Origin of the sequence: Streptomyces sp. NPDC057900, assembly GCF_042887885.1 — a bacterium.
In the GTDB taxonomy this organism is placed as follows: Bacteria; Actinomycetota; Actinomycetes; order Streptomycetales; family Streptomycetaceae; genus Streptomyces.
This window is the reverse complement of the sequence record NZ_JBHVOI010000016.1, coordinates 51,154-74,984: the sequence shown is the minus strand read 5'-3', so window position 1 is coordinate 74,984 and position 23,831 is coordinate 51,154. Positions and strand designations below refer to the sequence as shown.

The following is a 23,831-nucleotide window of genomic DNA, read 5'->3' as shown; positions in this document are numbered from 1 at the left end:
CCAGCGCTCCGGGACCGTCGCACCCCGAAGCGTTACGTACCGTGAAGGTGCCAGGTGGGACGGGCTCCGGGAGCGGGCCTGGCACCGGCGGGCCCGCGACGCTGGCATGATCAGGGGTATGAACGAGCGCATGATCGCCGCGTGTGACGGGGCGTCGAAGGGGAATCCGGGGCCCGCGGCCTGGGCGTATGTGGTGGCCGACGCGGACGGCAGGCCGTTCCGGTGGGAGGCGGGGCCGCTGGGCACCGCCACCAACAACGTCGCCGAGCTCACCGCGCTCCAGGAGCTGCTGGAGTCCGTGGACCCGGCTGTGGCGCTTGAGGTCCGGATGGATTCGCAGTACGCGATGAACGCCGTCACCAAGTGGCTCCGGGGCTGGAAGCGCAACGGCTGGAAGACCTCGGCCGGCAAACCCGTCGCCAACCGCGAGCTGGTCGTCCGCATCGACGCCCTGCTGACCGGCCGGTCCGTGGAGTTCGTCTATGTGCCCGCCCACCAGGTGGACGGCGACCCGCTGAACGCCCTGGCCGACCAGGCGGCCAGCGAGGTGGCCGTGGCGCAGCGCGCGGCAGGCACCTCCCAGGGCTCCGCGGACCTGCCGGTGCCCGTGGCCGCCCGCGCCTCCGAAGGGCGCCGGGCCGGCGGTACGGCGAAGAGCGCGACGAAGGGCGCGGCGAAGAGCACCGGCGGGGCGGCCCGTACCGGTGCCACCATCCGCGCCAGGTACGCGGGGCGGTGCCACTGCGGCAAGCCGTACGCGGCCAAGGACACGATCGCGAAGAACGACCAGGGCTGGGGCCACCCGGAGTGCCGCACCGCCTCCGCCTGAACCCGCCGCTGAACCTGTGGAACCGCCCCGCGCGGCGGGTTCCGCGTGCCATGATGCGGCTCCGGCGGAGCGGCCGACGCGCCGCCGGGGGAGCTGTGGGCAACGGCGACACGCTGGGGGGCGTATGGAAAGCACGGGAACGGTGCTGCGTGAGCTGCGCGGGGCGCAGAAATCGGCCAAAGGGGTGTCGCTCTACTCGCGGTACGTGAACCGGCCGGCCGGGCGGATCTTCGCGGCCGGTGCGTTCCGACTGGGTATGACGCCCAATCAAGTCACATCGGTGAGCGCGGTGTTCACCTTCGCGGCCGTCGCCTCCGTGGCGCTGGCCAGGCCCACGTGGACGCTGGCCGTGCTGGTCTACCTGGGGCTCGCCGTGGGGTTCGCGCTCGACTCGGCCGACGGGCAGCTCGCGCGGCTCACCGGCCGGGGAGGCCCCGACGGCGAATGGCTCGACCACGTCGTCGACTGCGCCAAGATGATCCTCGTCCACACCGCCGTACTGATCTCGTTCCACCGCTTCTTCGCCCTGCCGGCGGACGGCTGGCTGCTGCTGCCGCTCGGCTTCCTGTTCGTGGCGGTGCTGACCTTCTGCGCGGGGCTGCTGCGGGAACAGCTCGGGAAGGCGGCCGCCGCCGCCCGCCCGGAGCCGGACGGCGGCGCCGGACCCCCGAGGGCGGTCTCCCGGCTGCGGGCCGCGGCGCTGCTGCCGGCCGACTACGGGGTCTTCTGCCTGGTGTTCCTGCTGCTCGGTGACGAGACGGCGTTCCGGATCGGCTATGCCGTGCTCGCCGCCGTGCACGCGCTGTTCCTGGTGGCGTTCCTGGCCAAGTGGTTCAGGGAGCTGAAAGCGCTCCGGGCAGGCTGACCAGCGAGTCCAGCGCCCGGCGCAGCTGGGTGCTGGACGTGTGCACGGTGTACGGGAAGTAGACGACCTCCACGCCGACCTCCGCGAAGTCGCGTTCGAGCCGTCTGCCCTTCTCCGTGTCCCGCCAGTCGTCGCCCTTGAAGATGACGTCGAACCTGACCTGCTGCCAGGTCTCCACCTTGTCGGGGACGGTCTCGACGAACGCGGCGTCCACGTACCGGACGCTCCGGACGATCTCCAGCCGCTCCGGCAGCGGAATGACCGGTCTGTGGCCCTTCGCGAGTGCGGCCATCTCGTCCGAGACGACCCCCGCGACGAGATAGTCGCACTGACTGCGGGCATGCCGCAGGATGTTGAGGTGACCCACGTGGAACAGGTCGTAGACACCCGGCGCGTAGCCGACCCTGTGCACCATCCGTTCTCTCCCCCCACGGTGAACGCGATGTCCGTGTCCCACCGGCAGGTTTCCGGACATGGCGTCCGGTCCGGCGGGATATCGGTATCGGTGTTGATCGTGCAACGACCTTACTGTGAAGACCACTTGCGCATCTCGTGAACGGATAAGCTCACTTTTGGGGCTGTTCCTTGGGGGGAACACAGGTGGCTCCGGGGGAAGGCGACCGTCCGATGCCAGACGAAGATCAGCTGCCGTACGCGGATCGGCACGAGCCGTTCCACAACCGCCGCCTGCTGGTCGTCTCGACCAACTACGCGCCGGAACTGACCGGGATCGGCCCGTACGCCGCTCAACTCGCGGAACACTGGGCCGCGTCCGGTGCCGATACCCATGTGCTGACCGGCATGCCGCACTACCCGTCCTGGCGGACCGAGCCGGAGTACCGGGGCGTGTGGCGGACGCGGGAGGAGCGCTCGGGGGTGACGGTCCACCGGCGAAGACACTATGTGCCGCCCCGTCAGAGCGCCCTGCGCCGAGCCGCGTTCGAGGCATCCGTCCTCGCGCACGGACTACTCTCCCCGCCCCCTGTGCGGCCGGACGCGGTGATCTCCCAGATGCCGAGCCTCGCGGGCGGCGTCCTCGGCGCGCGGCTGGCCCGCCGCCACGGCGTCCCCTACGTTCCCGTCGTGCAGGACCTGATGGGCGCCGCCGCCGCGCAGAGCGGCATCCGCGGCGGAGACAGGGCGGCGGCGGTGGCCTCCCGGGCCGAGCGGTACGCACTGCGTGCCGCCACCCTCGTCGGCGTCATCCACGAGAGCTTCGTCCCCCGGGTCACCGCCTACGGAGTCGACCCGGAACGCATCCGGCTCGTCCCCAACTGGACCCACGTGAAGCCTCCTTCGGTCGACCGGACCGTGACCAGGGCACGCCTCGGCTGGGACGAGGGCGCCCCGGTGGTCCTGCACTCCGGGAACATGGGGCTCAAGCAGGGGCTGGAGGTCCTGGTCGACGCGGCCCGGCTCGCCCCCGGAATACGCGTCGTGCTGATGGGCGACGGCAACCAGCGCGAAGCCCTGCTGGCCCGCGCGGCCGGGTTGCCCAACGTCGAGTTCCGGCCGGCGGCCGGGGCCGACGAGTTCACCGACATACTGGCCGCCGCCGACGTCCTCGCCGTGACCCAGCGTGCGTCCGTACTCGACATGAGCGTGCCCTCCAAGCTGACCTCGTACCTCGTCTCCGGCCGCCCCGTCGTCGCCTCCGTGGCGGACGAGGGGGGCACCGCCCAGGAGGTGCAGCGCTCCGGGGCCGGGCTGCTCGTCGCGCCCGAGGACCCGGCCGCGGTGCTGGCGGCCGTCCGCAAGCTCGTCGAGCAGCCGGCCGCCGCCGACGAACTCGGTGCCCACGGCCCCCGTTACGTGGCACGGCACCTCGGCCGGGAAGCCGGTCTCGCCCGCTTCGACGCACTGCTCACCGAGGTCCTTCAGGACGCCGCCCAAGGGAGACCACGCCGATGACCCAGCCGATCCGTGCCCTGGAGGACCAGGACGAACCCGCCCTGCTGCGCGATCAGTTCAGGCAGCTCCTGCGCTACCGCGCCCTGCTCGTGTGCGGCGTGGTCCTCGGGCTCCTCGGCGGCGGCTGGCTCGCCCTGAGCGGCGAGGACACCTACACCTCCGTCGGGGAGGTATCGGTGCGCTCGGCCACCTCCGACCCGTTCGCGGCGGGCGCCTCGGCCGACAAGGGCATCAACATCGGCTCCGAACGCCAGACCGCCGTCAGCGACGTCGTGGGCACCGTCGCCGTCGGCTCGCTGGTCAAGCACGGCGACCGGATCGAGGTCGGCAAGCTGCTGACCGGCCTCCAGGTCACCAACCCGCCCAACACCCTGGTGCTCAGGTTCTCCTACACCGCCCGCGACCCGGAACAGGCCAGGGCGCGCGCCCAGGCGCTCGCCGAGGCCTACCTGGAGATCCGCCGCGAACGCACCGAGAACAGCATCGACAACATGGTCGACGGCTACCGCGCCCAGCTGAAGCCGCTCACCGAGCAGCGCGACCGGCTGGCGGAGCAGGAGACCGGCACCGCCGGCAGCGACGTCACCAGCGCCCGCGCCAACATCATCGTCGCCATCTCCGAACTGAGTCAGAAGATCTCGGAGTTGCGCGCCCTGGACACCACGCCCGGCTACCTGAACAAGAAGCCCGTCGCGCCCGAGCGGCCCACCGGCGCGGGACTGCCCCTGCTCCTCGGACTCGGCGGCGTCGTCGGACTCGCCCTCGGCCTGCTGCTGTCCTGGGTACGGCTCGTCTTCGACCCGGCGGTCCGCTCCACCAGGGAACTCGTCCGCTCGCTCGGTGCCCCGCTGCTCGGCACCCTGCCCAGGGAACGCGCCGGGGCGGGCCGGCTGCTCGCCATCGGACGCGGCGGCAGCCGGCTGGCGGAGGAGTACCGGGCGGTGGCCTTCCGGCTCGCGTACGACCCCTCGTTCGCCGAGCGGCGACGGCTCCTGGTCACGGCGCCCCGGGGCGACAACGCCATGGCCGCCGCCGCGGCGGTCAACCTGGCGGCCGCCTTCGCGGAGATGGGGCGTGACGTCCTGCTGGTCGAGGCCGATCTGCGCACCCCGTCACTGGCCAGGGACCTCGGAGCCGCGAACCGGGGCGGGCGGCCCCGCTGGGCCGACGGGCGCGACGGGCGCGGCTGGCCCTCCGACAGCCGCACCAACGTGGACGTGCCGGGCTCCGGGGCCTTCACCCTGATCGCGGGCCGCCGGATGGACAACGTGCCGCGCGCCCTGACCTCCGCGCCCGTCGGCCGGATCCTCGCGGAGGGCGGCCGGCCCGGAGCCGTCGTCATCGTGCTCGCCCCGCCCGTCCTCTCGTACGCCGACGCCGTCGCCCTCATCGACCGGGTGGAGGGCGTCGTGGTGGTGTGCGACCCGCGCGAGGTGCACCGCAGCGACCTGGAGCGGATCCGCGAGATCATCGGCGCCGCGGGCGGGTCCGTGCTCGGCACCCTGCTGCACCCAGGTCACGGACGGCTGGAGGGCCGGTCGCGCCGGAAGGAGGCCAAGCGCCGCGCCCGTGACGGTCAGACACCGGGACCGGGGCGCGACGGACAGGGCGGCCGGGCACACCCGGACGGGCCCGGCCGGACCGGCGGCAGCGCCGGTGACCCGGCGGAGACGCTCGGCCTGCGCACCCTGGACGGCGGCAGCACCTGGCACGGCGGCGGGAACGGCCACACCGGCGGCAGCGGCCACAGCAGTTCCGCGGGACAGCCGGGACAGAGGTGAAGGCACGCACCGCGGTCGTCTGCTCGGTCGCGGACCAGGGGGTGGCGGCGCTCACCAACATCCTGGTCCTGGTGGTGGCGGCCCGGCTCTCCACCGTCGCCGACTTCGCCCGGTTCTCCGGCGTCTACCTGGTCTTCACCGTGCTGCTCGGCGTCTTCGGCGCCTACACCGGACAGCCGCTCGTGCTGCGCCGGGGCACGGGCGAGGAGACCCGTGGCGCCTGCCGCTCCGCCGTCACCTTCACCCTGCTCGTCTCGGCCGTACTCGGCGGCGCGCTCGCCGGGGTCTGCGCCGTACTCGCGGGAGACACCGCGCGGGCCCTGATGACACTGGGGCTGGTCCTGCCCGTCGTCCTCGCGCAGGACACCGCCCGCTACGCCTTCGCCACGCTCCAGGCCCAGCACCTGGCCCTGGGCGCGGACACGCTCCGGCTGGCCTGCGTGCTCGGCGCGCTGACCGTACAGCCGCACGGCGCCCCGGCCGCCCGGCTCGTCACCGTCTGGGGCCTGTCCGCGCTGCCCGCACTCCTGCTGTCCGTCACCCTGCTGCACCGGCGGACGGCGGGAACGCCCGTGCGGCTGGCTCCGCTGCTGCGGCGCGGACACCTGGGCCGGCGGTTCGTCGTCGAGTTCGGGGTGGGCAACGCCACCAGCCAGCTCTCCGTGCTCGGCCTGGGCGTGGTCGGCAACCCCCTCGTGGTCGGGGCACTGCGCGGCGCCACCACCCTCTTCGGCCCGCTGAACGTGCTGTTCACCTCCGCCACCGGCTTCGGCCCCCCGCTGCTCGGACGGCTTGCCACCGACCGGCTGCGGGTCCGGGCCACCGCCGCCCTGGCCGCCGCACTGGCGGCGACCGCCGCCTGCTGGGCCACCGTGCTGGCGCTGCTGCCCGGCTCCGTGGGCCGCCATCTGCTGGGCGACACCTGGCCCACGGCGGCGGCGCTGCTCCCCGCGACCGGCAGCCAGTACGCGGCGATGGCCGTCGGCACCTGCGGGCTGCTGGCGCTGCGACTGCTCGATCCGCGCACCACGCTCTCCATCCAGGTGGTCTTCTCGCTCGCCTCTGTGGGCTTTCTGGCCGGCGGCTACTGGCTCGGCGGTGTGCCGGGCGCGGCCTGGGGCCTGTGCCTGGGCTCCGCGTGCAAGGCGGTCGCGACCTGGACCCGGGTGGCCCGGCTGAACCGTCGCCGTGCCGCCGAGGGCATCCCGGTCAGCGCGGACGCTGTCCGTTCCGGTCCCTGAAACTCGTGACCAGCGCCAGGCACAGCGCGGCGATGGCCAGCTTCCCCGCCGCCTGCAACAGCGGGCCGCGCAGCAGGATGAAGGTGTAACCGGCGATCAGCGGCGCGGCGATCGCCAGGACGCTGCCGGGCCCCGGACCGTCCCGGGAGACCGCCCGCGCGTACCGGCGGTCGGTGCGCGCGGCCGCGTACCCGATCAGGGCGAAGCCGCCGATCATGCCAGGGGCGCCGAAGTCGACCCACAGCTCGGTCCAGAGCGGCGCCGAGAGGTTGGTCATGTTCATCCCCATCCACTGCCCGACCCGGACCCCGGTGTCCTCGGGCTTCCCGCTCCAGGCCGCCCGGGGCACGAAGAAGAAGGCGGAGCCCGCCAGTTGACGGCCGTAGGTGTGGCCCCGGGTGTCGACCCAGGAGATGGTGTTGGCGAACATGACGGTCTGGTCGTAGTCCTTGGTGGCCAGCGGCTCGAAGACCGAGGACGACTCGACGGGCCGGTACCCGGAGTCGTCGTAGCGGAACCGGTCGGCGTACGGGAACAGCACCAGCGCCCCGATCACCCCCGTCGCCAGCACCGAGCGGTACATCGCCGCGCTGCTCGGGAACGCGGTGAACAGGAGCGAGACCAGCACCGTCAGAAACCAGTAACGGGCGTTGGACACCGGGTTGTTCACGATCAGGTTCACGATCAGCAGCGCGCACCAGACCAGTACGGTCGACGGTGCGCGACGGGCCCGGCGCGACGTCACCAGCCGCCGGGTGAAGAAGAGCAGCGCCAGCAGCGCCGGAACCGTGCCGAACCCCTTGAGGAACGCGGAGCCCACATTGGAACCGCCCGACACCACCCCGCTCTCCGCGACCGAGGCGCTGATCTCCTGCCTGCTGGAGAAGAAGACCGCGGGCCCGCCCAGCTTCAGCACGTAGTAGCCGCTCGCGGCGAACGCCAGCAGCACCAGCAGCCGCAGCCGGACCGGGTGCGCGGTGGCCCGGCCACCGCCCCCGCGCGCGGCCGTACGCCTGCGCAGCGGACGCCGCGACGCGAGCAGCGCCCCGAGGTCGAACGCCGCGCACCCCACCAGGACCAGCGCGATCGCGGTCACCAGATCGGAGCGCGGCCCGACCATCGGGGTCGGGGTCTGCCCGATCACCGCCTGGGCGAACGGGGCCACCCCCATCGCGATGTACACGAACATCCAGAAGACGCCCTGGAGCAGCCGGCGCCGGGTGGACAGGATCATCGTCGCCAGCCGCGCCCCCGAATAGCACGTCAGCACCAGCTGGAGCCAGTAACCGGTGTCCCGGGTCCCGCTCCCCGGCTGCGCGGCGATCAGCGCGGGCAGGAAGCAGACCAGGCCGAGGATCAGCGGTACGGCCATCGCCCGCGACAGCATCGCCCAGGACATGGGCTTGGCGGGCGGCTCCACCGGACTGGGCGGACCGCCCCCCAGGACGGGACCGGACGGCGCCGCCCCGTGCACGGACGTCATCTGTTCCCCGTTCCGTGAGCGTGTGAACACTCTAACGAATCAACCCACTTGGGGTGATGTGATGACTAGTCTGTGTACAGCTGCCGAGGTCGAGGGGAACCCTGGTGAAGATTCTGCACGTCGTCACACTGCACACCCCGGACCACGCCTTCGGCGGTCCGACCCGGGTGGCCCTGAATCTCTCCCGGGTCCAGCGCGCCGAGGGGGACGACGCCCGGATCATGGCGCTCGGGGACGGCTTCGAGGGTCCGCCGCCATCCCTCGTGGAGGGGGTGCCCGCCCACCTCTACCCTGCCCGCCACCTGCTGCCCCGCTTCGAGGTCAGCGGCATCACCTCCGCACCGCTGCTGCTGGCCGCACGCCGGATGATGCGCGGCGCCGACATCGTCCACGTGCACCTGATGCGCGATCTGGTGACGCTGCCCGCCGCCCTGCTCGCACTGGCGTCGGGGACCCCGCTGGTCGTCCAGACGCACGGCATGGTGGACCCGACGGAGAACCGCGTCGCGCGGCTGACCGACCTGCTGGGCGTACGCAGGGTCCTGCGCCGGGCGGACGCCGTGCTGCACCTCACAGAGGCCGAGCGCGTCGATGTGAACGCCGTCGCGGCGCCCGTACCGCTCACCCGGACCGTGCGCCTGGTCAACGGCGTCCGGCCGCAGGAGCCCAAGCCCGCCCGCGATCCCGCGCGCCCGCCGACGGTGCTCTTCCTCGCCCGGATCCAGGAGCGCAAGCGCCCGCAGGACTTCGTCGCCGCGATGCCCGCCGTGCTGGCGGAGCACCCGGACGCCAGATTCGTACTGGCCGGACCGGACACCGGGGCCCTGCCCGGCACCCTCCGGCTCGCCCGTGAGCTGGGCGTGCTCGGCTCGCTCGACCACGTGGGACCGCTGGGCCACGAAGAGGTCCTGGCGGCGGGACGGCAGGCCGATGTGTACGTCCTTCCGTCGATCGAGGAACCCCTGGGCGTCTCGGTCCTGGAGGCGATGTCCGTCGGCACCCCCGTGGTCATCACCCGCACCTGCGGCCTCGGGCCGGACGTCGCGCGGGCCGGTGCGGGCCGGGTGATCGACAGCCGGGTGGGCGAGGACGGGGCCAACGCGCACAAGGTCGCGCGGGCGGTCCTGGAACTGCTGGAACCGAAGGCCAACGCCGAGGCGGGACAGGCGGCCTGGGAGCTGGTCGGGAAGGACTTCACCATCGACGCCGTGACCCGGACGCTCCGGCGGACCTACGAGGACGTGGTCCGCCGGAAGCGCCGGTGAGTCAACCAGCGGGCGCCTCGCGCGACTTCAGCGCGATCTGCCACCGGTAGAAGCTCATCGCCAGGGCGAAGTCCAGGCCCGCCCGGCCGTCCAGGAAGCCCCGCCGGTACACGTACATGTACGCGAACGACACCAGCGGCTTGAACGGCGCCTTGTGGAACAGCTGCCCCTGGCGGGACTTGACCCTGCGCACCTGTTCCTTGACCTCGGGATGGTGCTCCAGCCACGCCTCCCAGTCCGAGTACCTGTTGTGCCGTTCGAACCAGGCGGTCACCGGGTCGAGATCCTGGTGCTCGATCGGGTTGCGGAGGGTACCGGCGCTCTCAGCGACCGGCTGGTAGTGGCCCTCGACCTCACCGATGCCGGGTGCGTCCAGATCCCCGACCTCCGGGTACCGGCTGCGGGTGCGGTCGGTCAGCGACCGCTTGCGGATGGTGTAGCCGTGCCGCAGCCGCTTCCCGGAGAACCAGTACCCCAGCGGAATGTCGTACGCCGCGGGCTTCGGCGTTTCCGGATCCGCGAAGATCTGCCGCAGTTCGGCCAGCAGACCGGGGCTCAGCCGTTCGTCCCCGTCGAGCAGCAGGATCCAGTCCAGGTCCGTGCGGACATGGTCCAGGCACCACTGCTTCTTCCGGGGATGCCCGCCGTCCCAGGTGTACATGACGACCTCGGCCCCGCACTCCGCGGCGGTCTTCGCCGTGTCGTCCGTACTGTGGGAATCGACCACGACGACCGCCTCGAAGTGCCCGAGGACCGACTTCACCGCCTCCGCGATGTTGAGACCCTCGTTCTTCGTGGGGATGGCCACGGCTATCGGCAGCCTGTTCATCCGTTGCCTCCCTCGGGCAGCCAGGCGTAGCAGCCTGTGGAGGTGAAGGCGGTGGCCCCCGCCGGGATCGTGATGCTGCTGCGCTTCCCGTCGTCGGACGAACCCGACGCCAGGTTCTTGCCGTTCGCCCCGGTGATCTCCCAGCCGCAGTTCTTCGTCGGCGAGACATCGCGGTAGCGGCCGGGCCGCAGCCGCGCGCCCTCGTAACGGCCGTCGGGGTAGGCCCGCGAGGCCTCCGCCACCAGCTCCTTGTGCTGGGTGCAGAGCTGCCCGGCCGCGGGCTCAGCATCAGCGATCTCGCCCGTGGCCACGGCCCCGATCGCGATGTCCCGGTCGACCTTGACCAGATACGTCAGCCGGTCGCAGGTCGCCTGTCCGGTCTGGAGCACCGCCGCCGGGTCCATGCCCTTGGGTACCCGGTCGACCAGGTATTTCTTCTGCTTCTTGGTGAACGTGCCGGTGGCCGGGGTGAGTTCGTCGGTCGGGGTCTTGGGCGGCTCACTGGAGCGCGAGGCCCGCGGACCGGCCGGCGCGGAGCCGGACGGCTCCGCGGGCGAGCCGGCCACCGGCCCCGCGGCGGACGCGGGCCCGGCGGCGGCCGTCTTCTCCCCGCCGCCACCGGACGAGGAGCCGCAGGCGGCCAGCGCCGCCGCCGTGATCACGGCGGCGGCACCGGCCAGGAACGGATGTCTCATCCACCTGTCCTCAGGGCGTAGTGGGCGCTGACCTGGGCAGCGGTCAGCGCGGTCGGGTACACGGCGGTCTCGTCGATCTGCCCCGCGAAGAAGTTGCTGGTCGGACGGTTCGGCCAGGTCGCCAGGTTGTCCCCGCCCACCCGCCAGTAGCCTTTGTAGGTCTCGTTCTTGGTGTACGACGCGTTCGAGGCGCGGAGCTTTCCGTCCACGTACAGGGCCATGCCTCCGGATCCCTGGGTGGCGACCACATGGTGCCAGGCGCCGTCGTTGTAGGCCCCGGTCGTGCTGACGGTCTGACCGCCGGTGTTGTGCGTGCCGAAGGTGAGGCGCCCGTTGTTGAGCATGTACACATGCTTGTCGTACTTGCCGCTGAGCTCCATGGTGTTGGTGCCGAAGCCGATGATCTTCCCTCCCTTGGTCGTCGTCGTCTTGATCCAGGTCTCCACGGAGAACTTCGAGGTCTGGTCATGGGCCCGGTTGCTGTACGCGTACTGGGTGGTCCCGTTGAACCCGATCGCGGTCGAGGGGCCGGACACGGCCGCCGGGGTCTGCCGGTAGGAGGGCGAGTTGCGCAGGAAGCCGTTGTCCTTGCCCGTACCGGTGTCGGCGGCGAAGGTGGACGTGCCCTCGTCGTAGCGCCAGTACAGGCTCGCCCCGTCGGACAGCACCCTGGCCGGGTAGGCCTCGGCCTTCGCCGCCACGGTCGCGGTCACCGCGGGCGACTTGGCGCTGGTGTTGGTGCCGTCGCTCGCACTGATCCGGTAGGTGTGCGTCTCGCCCGCCGCGACAGCGGTGTCGGTCCACCGCAGCTGCGGCCGGTCCCAGAACACCGAGTAGCCCGTCGTGGTGTACACGGGGGTACTCGCGCCGTCCTTGTAGACGCGGTAGGTCAGTTCACCGTCGTCCGTGTCGAAGCTCGTCTGCCAGTTCACGTCCACCTTGCCCGCGGCGACCGTGGAGACGCTGACGTTGGGCACCCAGGGCGCCCCGGTGTCCGGACCGTCGGCGAAGCGGGTGAGCCCCTGCTGCGGTGAGCTGTTGACGGTGGTGAACTCGCCGCCCACCCAGAGGTAGTGGTGGCCGCCCTTGTCGGTCTGGGTCATCGCCCGGGGGCCGACCGGCTCCCCGATGCCGTCGTTGGTGTCCGGGAACCACGGCAGCAGCTTGGGATCGTCCACCGACTGGGCCAGCAGATGCTTGCGCGGCTGGTCGGGGAACTCGCCCATCGAGGAGCAGTCGTGCGCGTGACTGCCGCTGTAGAGAACCCCGCTGTGCACCAGGACGGCCTGGGTGGCACCGAGGCACGTATCGCGCCAGACCTGCTGGAAGGTGGTCAGGTCCACCGCGATCCGGCCGTCGAAGACACCGCCCCCGGTGCCCTCGTTGGCGGTGTAGAACTTGGTGGCGTCCGCGGTGAGGTCCTGCACCGTCGAGGTGTTCGGGATGAAGCCCGGATAGCTCTTGTCCAGGGCGCCCGTCGTCGCGTTCACCACCGCGAGCGCGTGCGACGTGGTGCCGTTGACGGTGAAGAAGTCGCCCCCGATCACCACGTGCCGGCCGTCGGGAGTGACCTGGACGGCCCGGCCGACCTCATCCGTGTTGGCCTTCCACGGCTTCAGCGCCGCGGCCGTGGTGACCGCGGCGAACTTGTTCCGGGTCTGTCCCGCGACACTGTTGAAGTCACCGCCGAGATAGACCGTGTCGTCGGTGACGGCCAGCGCCCGTACCGTCGCCGAGACGGCGAGCTTGAAGTCCGTGCGCGGGGTGCAGCTCGCCGTGTCGATGGCCGCGATGTTGCTCACCCCGACGCCGTTCACCGAGGCGAACTGGCCCCCGGCGTAGAGGGTCTTGCCGTCGGGGGCGAGGGTCAGGGCCCGCACGGTCGCGGTGCCGGAGGACTGTGTGAACGACAGCTTACAACCGGTCGGCGCACCGGTCGCGGCGTCGAACGCGGCGAAGTTCACCGCCGGCTGCTCCGACGTCCCGGCCGGTGCGTCCGGCGGCCGTACGGTGGAGAACGTACCGCCCGCGTAGACGAGCCCGTCGTCCGTCGCGGCCAACGACCAGACGATTCCGTTGGTCTGCCAGGTGGAGAGGTCGTCCGCGGTGAGCGAGACCGGAGGGGTGAGCGCCGCCGCGGGAGAGCCCCCGGCAGCGGCGCCCAGGGCCCCTGCGAGCAGGCAGAGCGCGGCGGCCGCGGCCCGTACCCGGCCGTGACCACGGGATCTGCGCCCCGTACTTTCGTTCATTATTCAGCTCCGAAGGTGAGAACGAGCTGCGGCCGGTGGGCCGCGGTTGCGACGTCGCCCGACCAGATGCGGAGCGAATCCGCTCCGTCGCTGGTCAGGGCGAACGAGTAGGCGGAGCCCAGGGCCCCGCCCAGGGCCGGCGCGTCCAGCTCCACCGAGTAGCCGGTGGAGACGGCGGTCGCGCCGGATATGGTCCCCAGCACCGTCGGGGCGAGCGAGGGCCGGGAGTTGTAGGTGACCGCCGATTCGGTCCATGCGCCGGTGACCGGCACGAGACGGTGGCTGTCGGCCGAGCCCGCGGTGGGGTCCGACGAGGTACGGAAGCCGAGCCGGGCGCTCCTGAGCCGCTGCCCGGCCGGTGCGGCGGGCAGCTGGAAACGGAGATAGCTGAGATAGGCCGTGGTGCCCCGCGACGCGAGCTGGTTGTCGTCGTACGTGGTGTTCGGGGCGACGCTGTTCACGTACGCGTCCTCCGTCGGCGTCAGGGCGACCGTGGTGTCACCGGGGCCCTGCGGGGCGTCCGCCAGATCGTGGTGCGCGGCCACCTGCGCCGCGGTCAGCGCCGACGGATAGACCGCAGTCTCGTCGACCTGCCCGGCGAAATAGGTGCTGGTCGGGCGGTTCGGCCAGCCGTTGGCCATGGCGTCCCCGCCGACCCGCCAGTACCCGTTGTACGAGCGGTTCCCGGCCGTCGCGTTCGAGCCGACGGACACCCCGTCCACGTACAGCCGCATGCCGGACGGTCCCTGGGTGGCGACCGCGTGGTGCCAGACGCCGTCGTTGTACGAGGCGGCGGAGGTGACGGTGGGGCGGCTGCTGGTGCTGCCGACCTGGACGCCGAAGGCGAGGCGCCCGTTGTCGGTGAGGTAGAGGACCTTGTCGGAGATCCCGCTGGTGTGCCCCTGGCCGGTTCCGATGTTGTTGCCGTAGCCGACGATCCGGCCGCCCCGACGGGTGTCCGTACGGAACCAGGTCTCGATGGAGTAGGGGGCCGGTGACCTGTAGTGGTGCAGCCGGTCGCTGTAGACGTACGTGTCGCTGCCGTTGAGCGTGAGCGCCGCGGACCCGGCGACGGCGGACGGCGTCGAACGGTACGAGGGGACGTTCGCGTACACGCCGCCGTCGTCGTTGTCCGAGGCGTCGGCCGCGAAGGCGCCGCCCGCCTCGTCGTAGCGCCAGTACAGATCCGCTCCGTCGGCGAGCACCCGCTCCGCGTACGGACTCGCCGAACCGGCCGCGGTGACCGAGGCGTCGGCGGACAGCGCGCTGGTGTTGGCGGTGTCGCTCGCCGTGACCCGGTACGAGTAGCTCCGGCCCGCCACCACATCGGTGTCGGTGAAGGTGAGCTGGGGCCTGCTGAAGAAGAGCGAGGAGCCGGTCGTGGTGTGGACGGGCGTGGAGCCGCCGTCGCGGTACACCCGGTACGTGAGCAGGCTGTCGTCCAGATCCAGGCAGGAGCGCCAGCTGACCCGCACCTCACCGGACCTCGGCGCGGAGACGCTCACCACGGGCACGGAGGGCGCCCCGGTGTCCGGGGCGGTGGCGAACCGGGTCAGAGCCTGCTGCGCCACCCCGTTCACCGTGGTGAACTCGCCGCCCACCCAGAGGAAGTCGCGGCCGCCCCCGGACGACACGGTCAGGGCGCGCGGCCCCACCGGTTCACCGATGCCGTCATTGGTGTCCGGGAGCCAGCCCAGCATGGCGGGGTCCTCGACCGACTGGGCGGTGAGGTGCTTGCGGACCTGGTTGGGGAACTCGCCCATGGTCGAGCAGTCGTGGACATGGCTGCCCGCGTAGAGCACCCCCCGGTAGACCCGCAGGGCCTGCGTGGCGCCCTGGCAGGTGTCCCGCCAGCGCTGGTCGAAGGTGTCGAGCCCCATCGCCAGGCGTCCGTCGAAGGAGGCGCCGCCGGCCCCCTCGCCACCGGCGTACCAGCCACCCGACGCCGGATCCGTGACGATGTCCTTGATCACGGCGGACGACGGGACGAACCCGCCGGCGTAGGCACGGGTCAGCGCGCCCGAACCGGCGCTCGTCACCGCGAGCGCATGCGAGGCCGCCCCGCCGACGGTGAAGAAGTCACCGCCGATCAGCACGTTCCGCCCGTCCGGGGTGACCTTCAGGGTCCTGCCCGGATCGTCGGCGTCCGGGTTCCACGCCGTCACCGCACCGGCGGCCGTGACCGCGCCGAAGAACCGGCGGGGCAGGTTGTCGAGGCTCTGGAAGTCGCCGCCCGCGTAGACGGTTCCGTCCTTCGCCACGTCCAGCGCCCGCACGGTCGCGCTGAAGTTCGGCGCGAACCCGGGACGCGGCGTGCAGTTCGCGGTGTTCACGGCCACCAGGCCGTTGGCGCCCGTCCCGTTGACCCGGTTGAAGTAACCGCCCACGTACAGCGTGGACTTGTCGGGCGATACGGCGAGCGCGCGCACGGTCGCCGTGCCGCTGCTCCGGGTGAAGGAGAGGGCGCAGCCGGTGGGCGCGCCGGTCGCGGCGTCGAACGCGGCGAAGTTGACGGCGGGGGTGGTGTCGCTGCCCGCGGGGGAGCCGGCCGGGCGCACGCCGGTGAACGTGCCGCCCGCGTACACGACGCCGTTCGCCTCCGCGAGCGACCAGACGATCCCGTTCGTCTGGTAGGTGGCGAGGCTGTCGGCGGTGAAGGCGACGGGCGGGGTCAGCGCGGCGGCCGGGGGAGCGGCGGCCCCGGAGACGGTGAGCACCCCGGCGGTGAGCGCCAGGACGGCGGCGAAGACCCCACCCCGGGTGGGCCCCGGCCGCTCGGGGCCGCTCACCGGTCCACCCGCACCGCGGCTCCGGTGAGCTGGTCGGCCAGCTGCCTGATATCGGCGTCGACCATGATCCGGGCCAGCTCCCGGGACTTGACGGCCGGCTTCCAGCCGAGCAGCTCCGCCGCCTTCGACGCGTCCCCGATCAGCGCGTCGACCTCGCTGGGACGCTCGTACTTCGCGTCGTAGCGGACATGCTCGCGCCAGTCCAGACCGGCGTGCTCGAAGGCGTACTCCAGGAACTGCCGCACGCTGACCCCCTCGCCGGTGGCCACCACGTAGTCGTCCGGGGTATCGCACTGGAGCATCCGCCACATGGCGTCCACGTACTCGGGGGCGTAACCCCAGTCGCGGACCGCGTCCAGGTTCCCCAGGTGCAGCCGCGTCTGGAGCCCCGCCTTGATCCGGGCCACCCCGCGAGTGATCTTCCGGGTCACGAAGGTCTCGCCGCGGCGCGGGGACTCGTGGTTGAAAAGGATACCGTTGACCGCGAACATCCCATATGCCTCACGGTAGTTGACCGTGGACCAGTACGAGTAGACCTTCGCGACGCTGTACGGGCTACGCGGGTGGAACGGCGTCCGCTCGTGCTGCGGCGGCGGGCTGGCGCCGAACATCTCGGAGGAGGACGCCTGGTAGACCCGGGTGTCGATGCCGCTGGCGCGCACCGCTTCCAGCAGGCGGGTGGTGCCGAGCCCGGTGATGTCCCCCGTGTACAGCGGGGCGTCGAAGGAGACCCGGACGTGTGACTGCGCGCCGAGGTTGTAGACCTCGTCGGGCCGGATGTCGCGCAGCAGGTTCACCAGGGCGACCCCGTCCGCGAGATCGGCGTGGTGCAGGACGAACGAGCGGTCCGCCTCCTCCGGGCCCTGGTAGATGTGGTCGATCCGCTCGGTGTTGAAGCTCGACGAACGGCGGATGAGTCCATGGACCGTGTATCCCTTGTGGAGCAGCAGCTCGGACAGGTACGAACCGTCCTGTCCGGTCACGCCGGTGATGAGCGCGGTCTTCGCCACGTCTCCCCCTTCTGTGGTCGCCCGAGAGGCTGTTGGCCGTCGAAATTTCAGAGTTTGAGCGATCTGCGGTAAAACGTCACCGCGTCGTGGAGCTGCTGGCACAATCCGAGCCATGACGACTGATCTCCCCGGCCCTTCCCAGGAATCCGTCCCGTCCCTGCTACGGCCCGGCGCCCGGGTGTTCGTCGCCGGCCACCGAGGTCTGGTGGGCTCCGCCGTGGTGCGCCGCCTCACCGCGCAAGGCCATGAGGTGGTCACTCGCGGCCGCGACCGGCTGGATCTGCGCGACGCCGGGCGCACCGCGGCCTTTCTGCGTGACGCGCGGCCGGACGCCGTGGTGCTGGCCGCCGCCAAGGTCGGTGGGATCATGGCGAACAGCACGTACCCGGTGCAGTTCCTGGAGGAGAATCTGCGGATCCAGCTGAGCGTGATCTCCGGGGCGCACGCGGCGGGCATCGAGCGGCTGCTCTTCCTCGGCTCGTCCTGCATCTACCCCAAGCACGCCCCGCAGCCCATTCCGGAGAGCGCCCTGCTGACCGGCCCGCTGGAGCCGACCAACGAGGCGTACGCGCTCGCGAAGATCGCTGGGATCGTGCAGATCCAGTCCTACCGCCGGCAGTACGGCGCCTCCTACATCAGCGCCATGCCCACCAATCTCTACGGGCCCGGCGACAGCTTCGACCTGGAGACCTCGCACGTCCTGCCCGCGCTGATCCGCCGCTTCCACGAGGCGCGGCGCGACGGGGCCCCGGCCGTCACGCTCTGGGGCTCCGGCAGCCCCCGGCGGGAGTTCCTGCACGTCGACGATCTGGCCGCCGCCTGCGTGCTGCTGCTGGAACGCTACGACGGCGAGGAGCCCGTTAACGTCGGTTCCGGCGAAGATCTGACGATCCGTGAACTCGCTTCGACAGTAGCTGATGTGACGTCCTATCAGGGGCGGATCGAATGGGACGGCGACAAGCCCGACGGCACCCCGCGCAAGCTGCTGGACGTGTCCCGGCTGGCCTCTCTCGGCTTCGCGCCGAGGATCGCGCTGCGTGACGGAATCGCCGCGACCTACGCCTGGTGGCTCCAGGAGCAGGGCGCCCAGGTCTGACCGGCGGACCGCCCGGCCGGCCGGCCGGGCGGACACCGTCACGCCGCCGCCCGCCGGGCCGCCGGAAACCAGCCTCCGCCGCCGCACTCAGTACGCCCCGCGGCCGTCGGTGACGGCGCGCAGTGTGCGGGCCATCAGTCCCATGTCCGTGGCCACCGACCAGTTGTCCACGTACCAGAGGTCGAGCGACACGGTCTCCTGCCAGGACAGGTCGGACCGTCCGCTGACCTGCCACAGGCCGGTCAGCCCCGGTTTGACCGAGAGCCGTCTCAGCTCGCGCTCGTCGTAGCGGGACACCTCGTCCGGCAGCGGCGGACGCGGGCCGACCAGGGACATGTCACCTCGAAGGACGTTGAGGAGCTGGGGCAGCTCGTCCAGGGACGAGCGGCGCAGCAGTCGGCCGACCCGGGTGACGCGAGGGTCGCGGCGCATCTTGAACATCGGGCCGTCGGTCTCGTTGCACGTGGCCAGCCGCTCGCGGTGCTGTTCGGCGTCGGCCACCATCGTGCGGAACTTCCACATGGTGAACGGCCGGTTGTGCTGCCCGTGGCGGATCTGCCGGTGGAAGACCGGCCCGCCGGAGGTGAACCCGACCGCCGCCGCGACCAGCAGCAGCAGGGGGGCCAGCGCGAGCAGGCCGAGGACGGCGCCGCTCCGGTCGACCGCGGCCTTGAGCGCGGCCTGCGGTCCCCGTCGCAGCGGCGGCACGATGTGCAGCAGGGTCAGCCCGGCCGCCGACGCGGGGCGGACCCGGCCCGCCGCGATCTCCGAGAGGTGCGAGAGCACGGACAGCTCCAGTCCGCCGTCGTGGAGCCCCCAGGACAGCCGCCGTAATCGCTCCTCCGTGAGCTCGGGCCCCGGTATCACCAGCGCCAGGTCCGCCTCGTACGCGAAGGCCGCGCCCAGCACCGTCGAGGCGTCGTCGTCGGCCGGTCCGCGCGCCAGCCGGCCCGGCACCGGGGCGTCGCAGCCCAGCGCGGCCGTCCCCACCGGCACGGCGGCCACCACGACATAGCCGTGGTCTGCACGGGAGCCGAGCAGCCGCACCGCCCGGTCCACCCCCGCGGCCGCCCCGACCACCAGCACCCGGCGGGCCGTCCGCCGCTTCCCCCGCGCGGGCAGCCGGCGGACTCCGGACACGGCCGTCGTCGCGAGCAGCCCGGGAATCAGCGCCACCACCGCCGACGCCGGATCGATGGCCGGGTCGGTGACGGTCCAGAGCACCGCCAGCACGCCGATGAGCAGCAGCCAGTCCCCGGACGCGGTCAGCGCCCCCGGAGGCCGGCCGGGCGCCCGGAGCGAGTACCGGCCGCGCGCCGCCCGTACGCACGACCAGGCCAGTGCCGCCGCGACCGCGCCGGCCAGGGCCCGGGGCTCGCCGTCGGTGCGCAGCACGAGCCAGCCGGGAACGCCGAGGCCCAGCAGGTCGAAGCAGACGACCAGCGGCAGATACCGGCCAGGCCCTCTCTTCGGCCCTGGCCGGGCGGAACGCTCGCGCTGTACGGTCGGGCCCTGTGGCAGCCGGTCGAACTCCTGGCTGCGGGGCCGGTTCGAAGCGGTCCGTGGCAGTGGCGCCCCCGCCAGTCCCACGGGTCCTGACCTTCCGGTTTCGGGTAGCTCGACATGCCCCATGAACCCCCCAGTCACAGTCGCATCTCCACAAACGGGGCGCATCCGCCGATCCTGGGGACTGACGGATGCGCCCTCGCTCGGTGCACGATATCCACACACGTGCCATTTCGCTGGAGTTCCAGTGAAGTTCAGACATGCGGTGTGAGCCGGAACTCGTCCCGTTCCGGGCTGGATCACAGGTTCTGTGCGGGGGTGTTGGTATTTGGGACGCACCGGAATCGGGCGGTGTGCGGATATGTACCGTCGCTTCGCCAACTACCGTACGTGGCAGACCGGTTGGTCTGCGCTGCCGCCTCGGCCGAGGGGCCCGCGGCGCCTTCTGGGAGAATGCACCGCCGGGGGACTGCGCCCGGACACGAGTGAAAGAGGACGCACGGTGACTCCCGCGGAGAAGAACTGGGCCGGCAATGTCACGTTCGGGGCGAGGCGGCTGTGCGTCCCCCGCTCGGAGGCCGAACTGCGGGAGACCGTGGCCGCTTCCACCGCGGTACGGGCCCTGGGCACCCGGCACTCGTTCAACACCGTCGCCGACACCGCCGGGGACCTGGTCTCGGTCGCGGGCCTGCCACGCCTCGTCGAGATCGACCCTGGCGCGGGAGCGGTGACGGTGAGCGCGGGGCTTCGCTTCGGTGAGTTCGCCGGGGAACTGCACGAGCACGGCTTCGCCCTGCACAACCTGGGTTCGCTCCCGCACATCTCGGTGGCCGGCGCCTGCGCGACCGGAACGCACGGCTCGGGCGCCGGTAACCGCTCGCTCGCCGGCGCCGTCCGGGCGCTGGACATGGTCATGGCGGACGGCGGGACCGTCTCGCTGCGACGCGGTGACCCGGACTTCCCCGGAGCGGTGGTCGCCATGGGCGCGCTGGGCGTGGTGACCCGCCTGACGCTGGACGTGGTCCCGGCCTTCGACGTACAGCAGTGGGTGTACGAGGACCTGCCCGAGTCCCGGCTGACCGGCGGTTTCGACGAGGTGATGTCGGCCGCGTACAGCGTCAGCGTCTTCACCGACTGGCGCCCGGGACCGGTCGGCCAGGTGTGGCTCAAGCAGCGGATCGGGAGCGGGGGAGCGCGGCAGGCACCGGCCGAGTGGCTGGGCGCACGGCTCGCGGACGGCCCGCGCCACCCGATCCCCGGGGTGCCGGCCGGCAACTGCACCCGGCAGCAGGGCGCGCCCGGCGCCTGGCACCACCGGCTGCCGCACTTCCGGCTCGAATTCACCCCGAGCAACGGGGACGAGCTCCAGTCGGAGTACTTCGTGGCCCGCGAGGACGCCGCGGCCGCCTACCGGGCGCTGGGCAGGCTCCGGGACCGGATCGCCCCGCTGCTCCAGATCTCCGAGATCCGGAGCGTCGCGGCGGACGAGCTGTGGCTGAGCCCGGCGTCCGGCCGGGACTCGGTGGCCTTCCACTTCACCTGGATACCGGACACCGCCGCGATGACACCGGTGCTCGGGGAAATCGAGGAGGCGCTGGCCCCGTTCGGCGCACGGCCGCACTGGGGCAAGGTGTTCACCACCGCCCCCGACGTCCTGCGCACGCTGTACGGGCGGTACGCCGACTTCGAGAAGCTGATGGGCCGGTACGACCCGCACGGCACCTTCCGCAACGACTTCCTGGACCGGCACTTCCCGGGCTGACGACAGACACCGGCGCGGCGCGGGTCAGCGGCTCTCGCGCTCGTCCCTCGCCCGGGACGGCCAGGCGGCCGCGGACCGGCCCGGCGCGAGATGGTCCACCACATCGGCCAGCTCCTCGCAGGCGCGCTCGATCCGGCGGCGGATGTTCTGCTGCTCCGCCACGACGGAGGCCAGCAGCAGCGAGGTCAGCGCCACGGCCCCGTTGAGGACCGTGAGGTTGATCATCACCTCGGTCATGGTGTGTCCGTCGAACGGCCCCACCTGCTCCGTGCCCGCCACCACCGCCAGGACGGACACCAGCAGCGCGCACGGCGCGCTGCCCGCCAGCTGGAACCGCAGCGCCGCCCAGATGAGGATCGGGAACACCAGATAGAGCATCGACAGCGGCCCCCGGGTGGCCACCAGCGCACCCGCGACCGTGACGACCAGCAGCGCACCGGCCTCGATCCACCGGTCGGACATCCGGGGCAGCCGCGCCTTGCGCAGCACCACCAGCACCAGCGGGGTGACCACGAGCACCCCCATGGCGTCCCCGGCCCACCACGCCACCCAGACCGTCCAGAACCCGCTGGCGGGCAGTTTGCCGTCCACCGCGAGCATGGCGCTGCCCACGGTCGCGCTGACGGCCATCCCGGCCAGCGCACCCAGGAAGACCAGCAGGACCCCGTCGCGCAGCCGGTCCAGCTCCGCCCGGAAGCCGACCCGGCGCAGCATCAGGCAGGCGCAGACGGGCGCGAGGGTATTGCCCGCCACGACGGCCGCCGTCGACGGCGTCACATAGCCGCTGAGCGTGGCGATGACGACCAGCGAGCCGATGGCGATCCCGGGCCAGATGCGCAGGCCCATGATGAGCAGGCAGCCCACGGCGATACCGGTCGGCGGCCAGAGCGGTGTCACGATCGCGCCGTTGACGGTGACCTGCCTCAGCAGGCCCAGGCCGCCGCCCACGTAGTAGGCGGCGGCGACTGCCAGGATGCGCAGCAGTGCCACGGCCCTGCGCCGGTTTTCCTCGCTGCGGATCACGGTTCTCATCAGATCTCATCAGACACCGGACCCGGCCGGTGGCGGTGGCGTGACACGCCCCACCGGGACCACCTCGTCATCCGGGAGCGGCCGGAAACGCGTCGTGGCGCACGACGAGCACGGCGGCGTCGTCCTCGTGCCCGGTGCGCTCCGCCGCTCCCAGGATCGCGTCGGCCAGCTCGTCCGCGTCGTCGCCGACCCGCGAGCTCACCAGCCGTACCACCGAGTCCAGCCCCTCGTCGATGGAGTAGGAGGGACCCTCGATCACTCCGTCGGTCAGCAGCACGAAGGCGCCGGGGGTGGTGAGCCGCCGGGTGGTGACCGGGTACTCCTCACCGGTCTGGATCCCGAGCGGCAGACCGCCCTCGTCCTCCGTGGTGCCCGCCCGCCCGTCCACCGTGGCCCACACCGCGGCGACATGTCCCGCCCGGGCGCTCTGGAGCTCCTGGGTGAACGGGTCTATCCGGACGAAGGTGCAGGTGGCGAGGAGGCCGGAGTCCACGGACAGCAGCAGGTCATTGGTGCGCCGCACCACCTCGCCCGGATCGGCCGCGGTGACGGCCAGCGCGCGCATCGCGATCCGGACCTGGCCCATGAAGGCCGCCGCCTCGACGTCGTGCCCCTGTACGTCGCCGATGGCGAACGCCAGCGAACCGTCCGAGAGCCGGAAGCCGTCGTACCAGTCGCCCCCGATGTCCAGACCGCTGCGCGCGGGCGTGTACCGGGCCGCGGTCTGCAGCCCCGGCAGATCGGGCAGCGAAGAGGGCAGCATCTCCCGCTGGAGTGCCTCCGCCAGTTCCACCCGCGCCTGGTGCAGCTCCACCTCGCGGCGCGCGCGTGAGGTGAGCTGATGGAGCGTGGTCAGCAGCTCCTCGGCACTGGCCGAGCGGGGAGGACGACGCCGGTTCATGGGCCGCTCCCCAGTGCGTGTGGTGGCGAGCCGCACCACAGGGTCTGTCGTGGCGGACGATCCGGGAGGTCAACGTTTCGGATCCGGTACGGGGCCGCGCGCCGGCTGTTCCGGACGAGGCTCCGCTCATCGTATTTCGGCATGGTGATCCGCGCAGTCCGAGCAGCCCCCGATGGCGGGAGCGCGCGGGCCGCGCCGGTTGGGTGGATGCTGGGAGTGAACCCGCGTGGCGGCGTCGTACGGCGGTCGGCGCGGGCCGGGAGGTGTGCGATGAGCCGGACGATGGAGTGGACGGTCCACGTTGATCTGTCCGAGCAGGACGGTGCGACCAAGGCGGAGGCGGTGCTGGACACCGGCACCGCGAGACTCACCGGTCACGGGGTCGCCCGGTGCAGCCCGCAGGACCCGGATGTGCCCACCATCGGTGACGAGCTCGCGGCGAGCCGTGCGATGCGCGATGTCGCGGCCCAGCTGATGAGCGTGGCCGACCGGGAAATCGGGGAGTCCGGCGCGGGTCGCCCGGACGGGCCGGTTCCGCCGCCCTATGCCTGGTCGGACGCGACGGCCTGAGCCCGGACGCGTCCTGA

The 23,831-nt window shown here is 72.1% G+C and carries 19 protein-coding genes; 9 read left to right on the top strand and 10 right to left on the bottom strand.

Features of this window, described 5'->3' with window-relative positions; translation table 11 throughout:
- Positions 1-118: 118 nt before the first annotated feature.
- Complete coding sequence (locus ACFVQ0_RS34155; protein ID WP_390093054.1) at positions 119-829, top strand: ribonuclease H; 711 nt, start codon at positions 119-121, stop codon at positions 827-829.
- Positions 830-953: 124 nt separating this feature from the next.
- Positions 954-1,694 (top strand): CDP-alcohol phosphatidyltransferase family protein, encoded by a 741-nt coding sequence (locus ACFVQ0_RS34150; protein ID WP_390093053.1) that lies wholly within the window; start codon positions 954-956, stop codon positions 1,692-1,694.
- Here ACFVQ0_RS34150 and ACFVQ0_RS34145 read toward each other — a convergent pair.
- Entirely contained in the window at positions 1,663-2,109 is a 447-nt protein-coding gene (locus ACFVQ0_RS34145; RefSeq protein WP_073738042.1) for an adenylyltransferase/cytidyltransferase family protein, read from the bottom strand. The two genes, ACFVQ0_RS34150 and ACFVQ0_RS34145, sit on opposite strands and share 32 nt — an antisense overlap.
- Before the next feature lie 212 nt (positions 2,110-2,321).
- Between ACFVQ0_RS34145 and ACFVQ0_RS34140 the strand changes: the two genes are divergently transcribed.
- From ACFVQ0_RS34140 to ACFVQ0_RS34130, 3 genes are read left to right on the top strand one after another with little or no spacing between them, the layout of a single operon-like run.
- On the top strand, positions 2,322-3,605 hold the full coding sequence (locus ACFVQ0_RS34140) for a glycosyltransferase (RefSeq protein ID WP_390093052.1): 1,284 nt from the start codon (positions 2,322-2,324) through the stop codon (positions 3,603-3,605).
- Positions 3,602-5,386, top strand: coding sequence for a lipopolysaccharide biosynthesis protein (locus ACFVQ0_RS34135; protein ID WP_390093051.1), 1,785 nt, complete (start codon positions 3,602-3,604; stop codon positions 5,384-5,386). The genes ACFVQ0_RS34140 and ACFVQ0_RS34135 overlap by 4 nt, the downstream gene beginning before the upstream one ends.
- Positions 5,383-6,627, top strand: coding sequence for a hypothetical protein (locus tag ACFVQ0_RS34130; protein WP_390093050.1), 1,245 nt, complete (start codon positions 5,383-5,385; stop codon positions 6,625-6,627). Before ACFVQ0_RS34135 ends, ACFVQ0_RS34130 begins: the two co-directional genes overlap by 4 nt.
- Here the strand turns inward: ACFVQ0_RS34130 and ACFVQ0_RS34125 are convergent.
- Entirely contained in the window at positions 6,596-8,110 is a 1,515-nt protein-coding gene (locus ACFVQ0_RS34125; protein WP_390093049.1) for a hypothetical protein, read from the bottom strand. The genes ACFVQ0_RS34130 and ACFVQ0_RS34125 overlap by 32 nt on opposite strands.
- Before the next feature lie 104 nt (positions 8,111-8,214).
- Here ACFVQ0_RS34125 and ACFVQ0_RS34120 point away from each other — a divergent pair, with 104 nt between their 5' ends.
- Complete coding sequence (locus tag ACFVQ0_RS34120; RefSeq protein WP_390093048.1) at positions 8,215-9,375, top strand: glycosyltransferase; 1,161 nt, start codon at positions 8,215-8,217, stop codon at positions 9,373-9,375.
- A 1-nt stretch (position 9,376) separates the two neighbouring features.
- Here the strand turns inward: ACFVQ0_RS34120 and ACFVQ0_RS34115 are convergent, their stop codons facing one another.
- The 5 genes from ACFVQ0_RS34115 to gmd are packed head-to-tail and all read right to left on the bottom strand — an operon-like array spanning position 9,377 to position 16,947.
- Positions 9,377-10,204 carry a glycosyltransferase family 2 protein gene (locus ACFVQ0_RS34115; RefSeq protein WP_390093047.1) on the bottom strand — a complete coding sequence of 276 codons (828 nt, stop codon included), beginning with the start codon at positions 10,202-10,204 and terminating at the stop codon, positions 9,377-9,379.
- A complete protein-coding gene (locus tag ACFVQ0_RS34110; RefSeq protein ID WP_390093046.1) occupies positions 10,201-10,899 on the bottom strand; it encodes a hypothetical protein in 699 nt (232 codons plus the stop codon). The genes ACFVQ0_RS34115 and ACFVQ0_RS34110 overlap by 4 nt, the downstream gene beginning before the upstream one ends.
- Positions 10,896-13,148: a LamG-like jellyroll fold domain-containing protein gene (locus ACFVQ0_RS34105; protein WP_390093045.1), complete on the bottom strand. Its 2,253-nt coding sequence runs from the start codon at positions 13,146-13,148 to the stop codon at positions 10,896-10,898. The genes ACFVQ0_RS34110 and ACFVQ0_RS34105 overlap by 4 nt, the downstream gene beginning before the upstream one ends.
- Entirely contained in the window at positions 13,148-15,937 is a 2,790-nt protein-coding gene (locus ACFVQ0_RS34100; protein ID WP_390093044.1) for a LamG-like jellyroll fold domain-containing protein, read from the bottom strand. Before ACFVQ0_RS34100 ends, ACFVQ0_RS34105 begins: the two co-directional genes overlap by 1 nt.
- On the bottom strand, positions 15,934-16,947 hold the full coding sequence (gene gmd, locus ACFVQ0_RS34095; protein WP_390093043.1) for a GDP-mannose 4,6-dehydratase: 1,014 nt from the start codon (positions 16,945-16,947) through the stop codon (positions 15,934-15,936). Before gmd ends, ACFVQ0_RS34100 begins: the two co-directional genes overlap by 4 nt.
- A 112-nt stretch (positions 16,948-17,059) precedes the next feature.
- Here gmd and ACFVQ0_RS34090 point away from each other — a divergent pair, with 112 nt between their 5' ends.
- A complete protein-coding gene (locus ACFVQ0_RS34090; protein WP_390093042.1) occupies positions 17,060-18,043 on the top strand; it encodes a GDP-L-fucose synthase family protein in 984 nt (327 codons plus the stop codon).
- A gap of 87 nt (positions 18,044-18,130) precedes the next feature.
- Here ACFVQ0_RS34090 and ACFVQ0_RS34085 read toward each other — a convergent pair whose 3' ends face one another.
- Entirely contained in the window at positions 18,131-19,633 is a 1,503-nt protein-coding gene (locus ACFVQ0_RS34085) for an exopolysaccharide biosynthesis polyprenyl glycosylphosphotransferase (protein ID WP_390093041.1), read from the bottom strand.
- A gap of 418 nt (positions 19,634-20,051) precedes the next feature.
- Between ACFVQ0_RS34085 and ACFVQ0_RS34080 the strand changes: the two genes are divergently transcribed.
- Positions 20,052-21,311: an FAD-binding protein gene (locus tag ACFVQ0_RS34080; protein ID WP_390093040.1), complete on the top strand. Its 1,260-nt coding sequence runs from the start codon at positions 20,052-20,054 to the stop codon at positions 21,309-21,311.
- A gap of 24 nt (positions 21,312-21,335) precedes the next feature.
- On the opposite strand, the gene ACFVQ0_RS34075 is transcribed toward ACFVQ0_RS34080, so the two are convergent.
- Both ACFVQ0_RS34075 and ACFVQ0_RS34070 read right to left on the bottom strand, forming a co-directional pair.
- On the bottom strand, positions 21,336-22,334 hold the full coding sequence (locus tag ACFVQ0_RS34075) for an MASE1 domain-containing protein (protein ID WP_390093131.1): 999 nt from the start codon (positions 22,332-22,334) through the stop codon (positions 21,336-21,338).
- A gap of 76 nt (positions 22,335-22,410) precedes the next feature.
- A complete protein-coding gene (locus tag ACFVQ0_RS34070; protein WP_390093039.1) occupies positions 22,411-23,244 on the bottom strand; it encodes a PP2C family protein-serine/threonine phosphatase in 834 nt (277 codons plus the stop codon).
- A gap of 270 nt (positions 23,245-23,514) precedes the next feature.
- Between ACFVQ0_RS34070 and ACFVQ0_RS34065 the strand changes: the two genes are divergently transcribed.
- Positions 23,515-23,814, top strand: coding sequence for a DUF1876 domain-containing protein (locus ACFVQ0_RS34065; protein ID WP_390093038.1), 300 nt, complete (start codon positions 23,515-23,517; stop codon positions 23,812-23,814).
- Positions 23,815-23,831 lie beyond the last annotated feature (17 nt).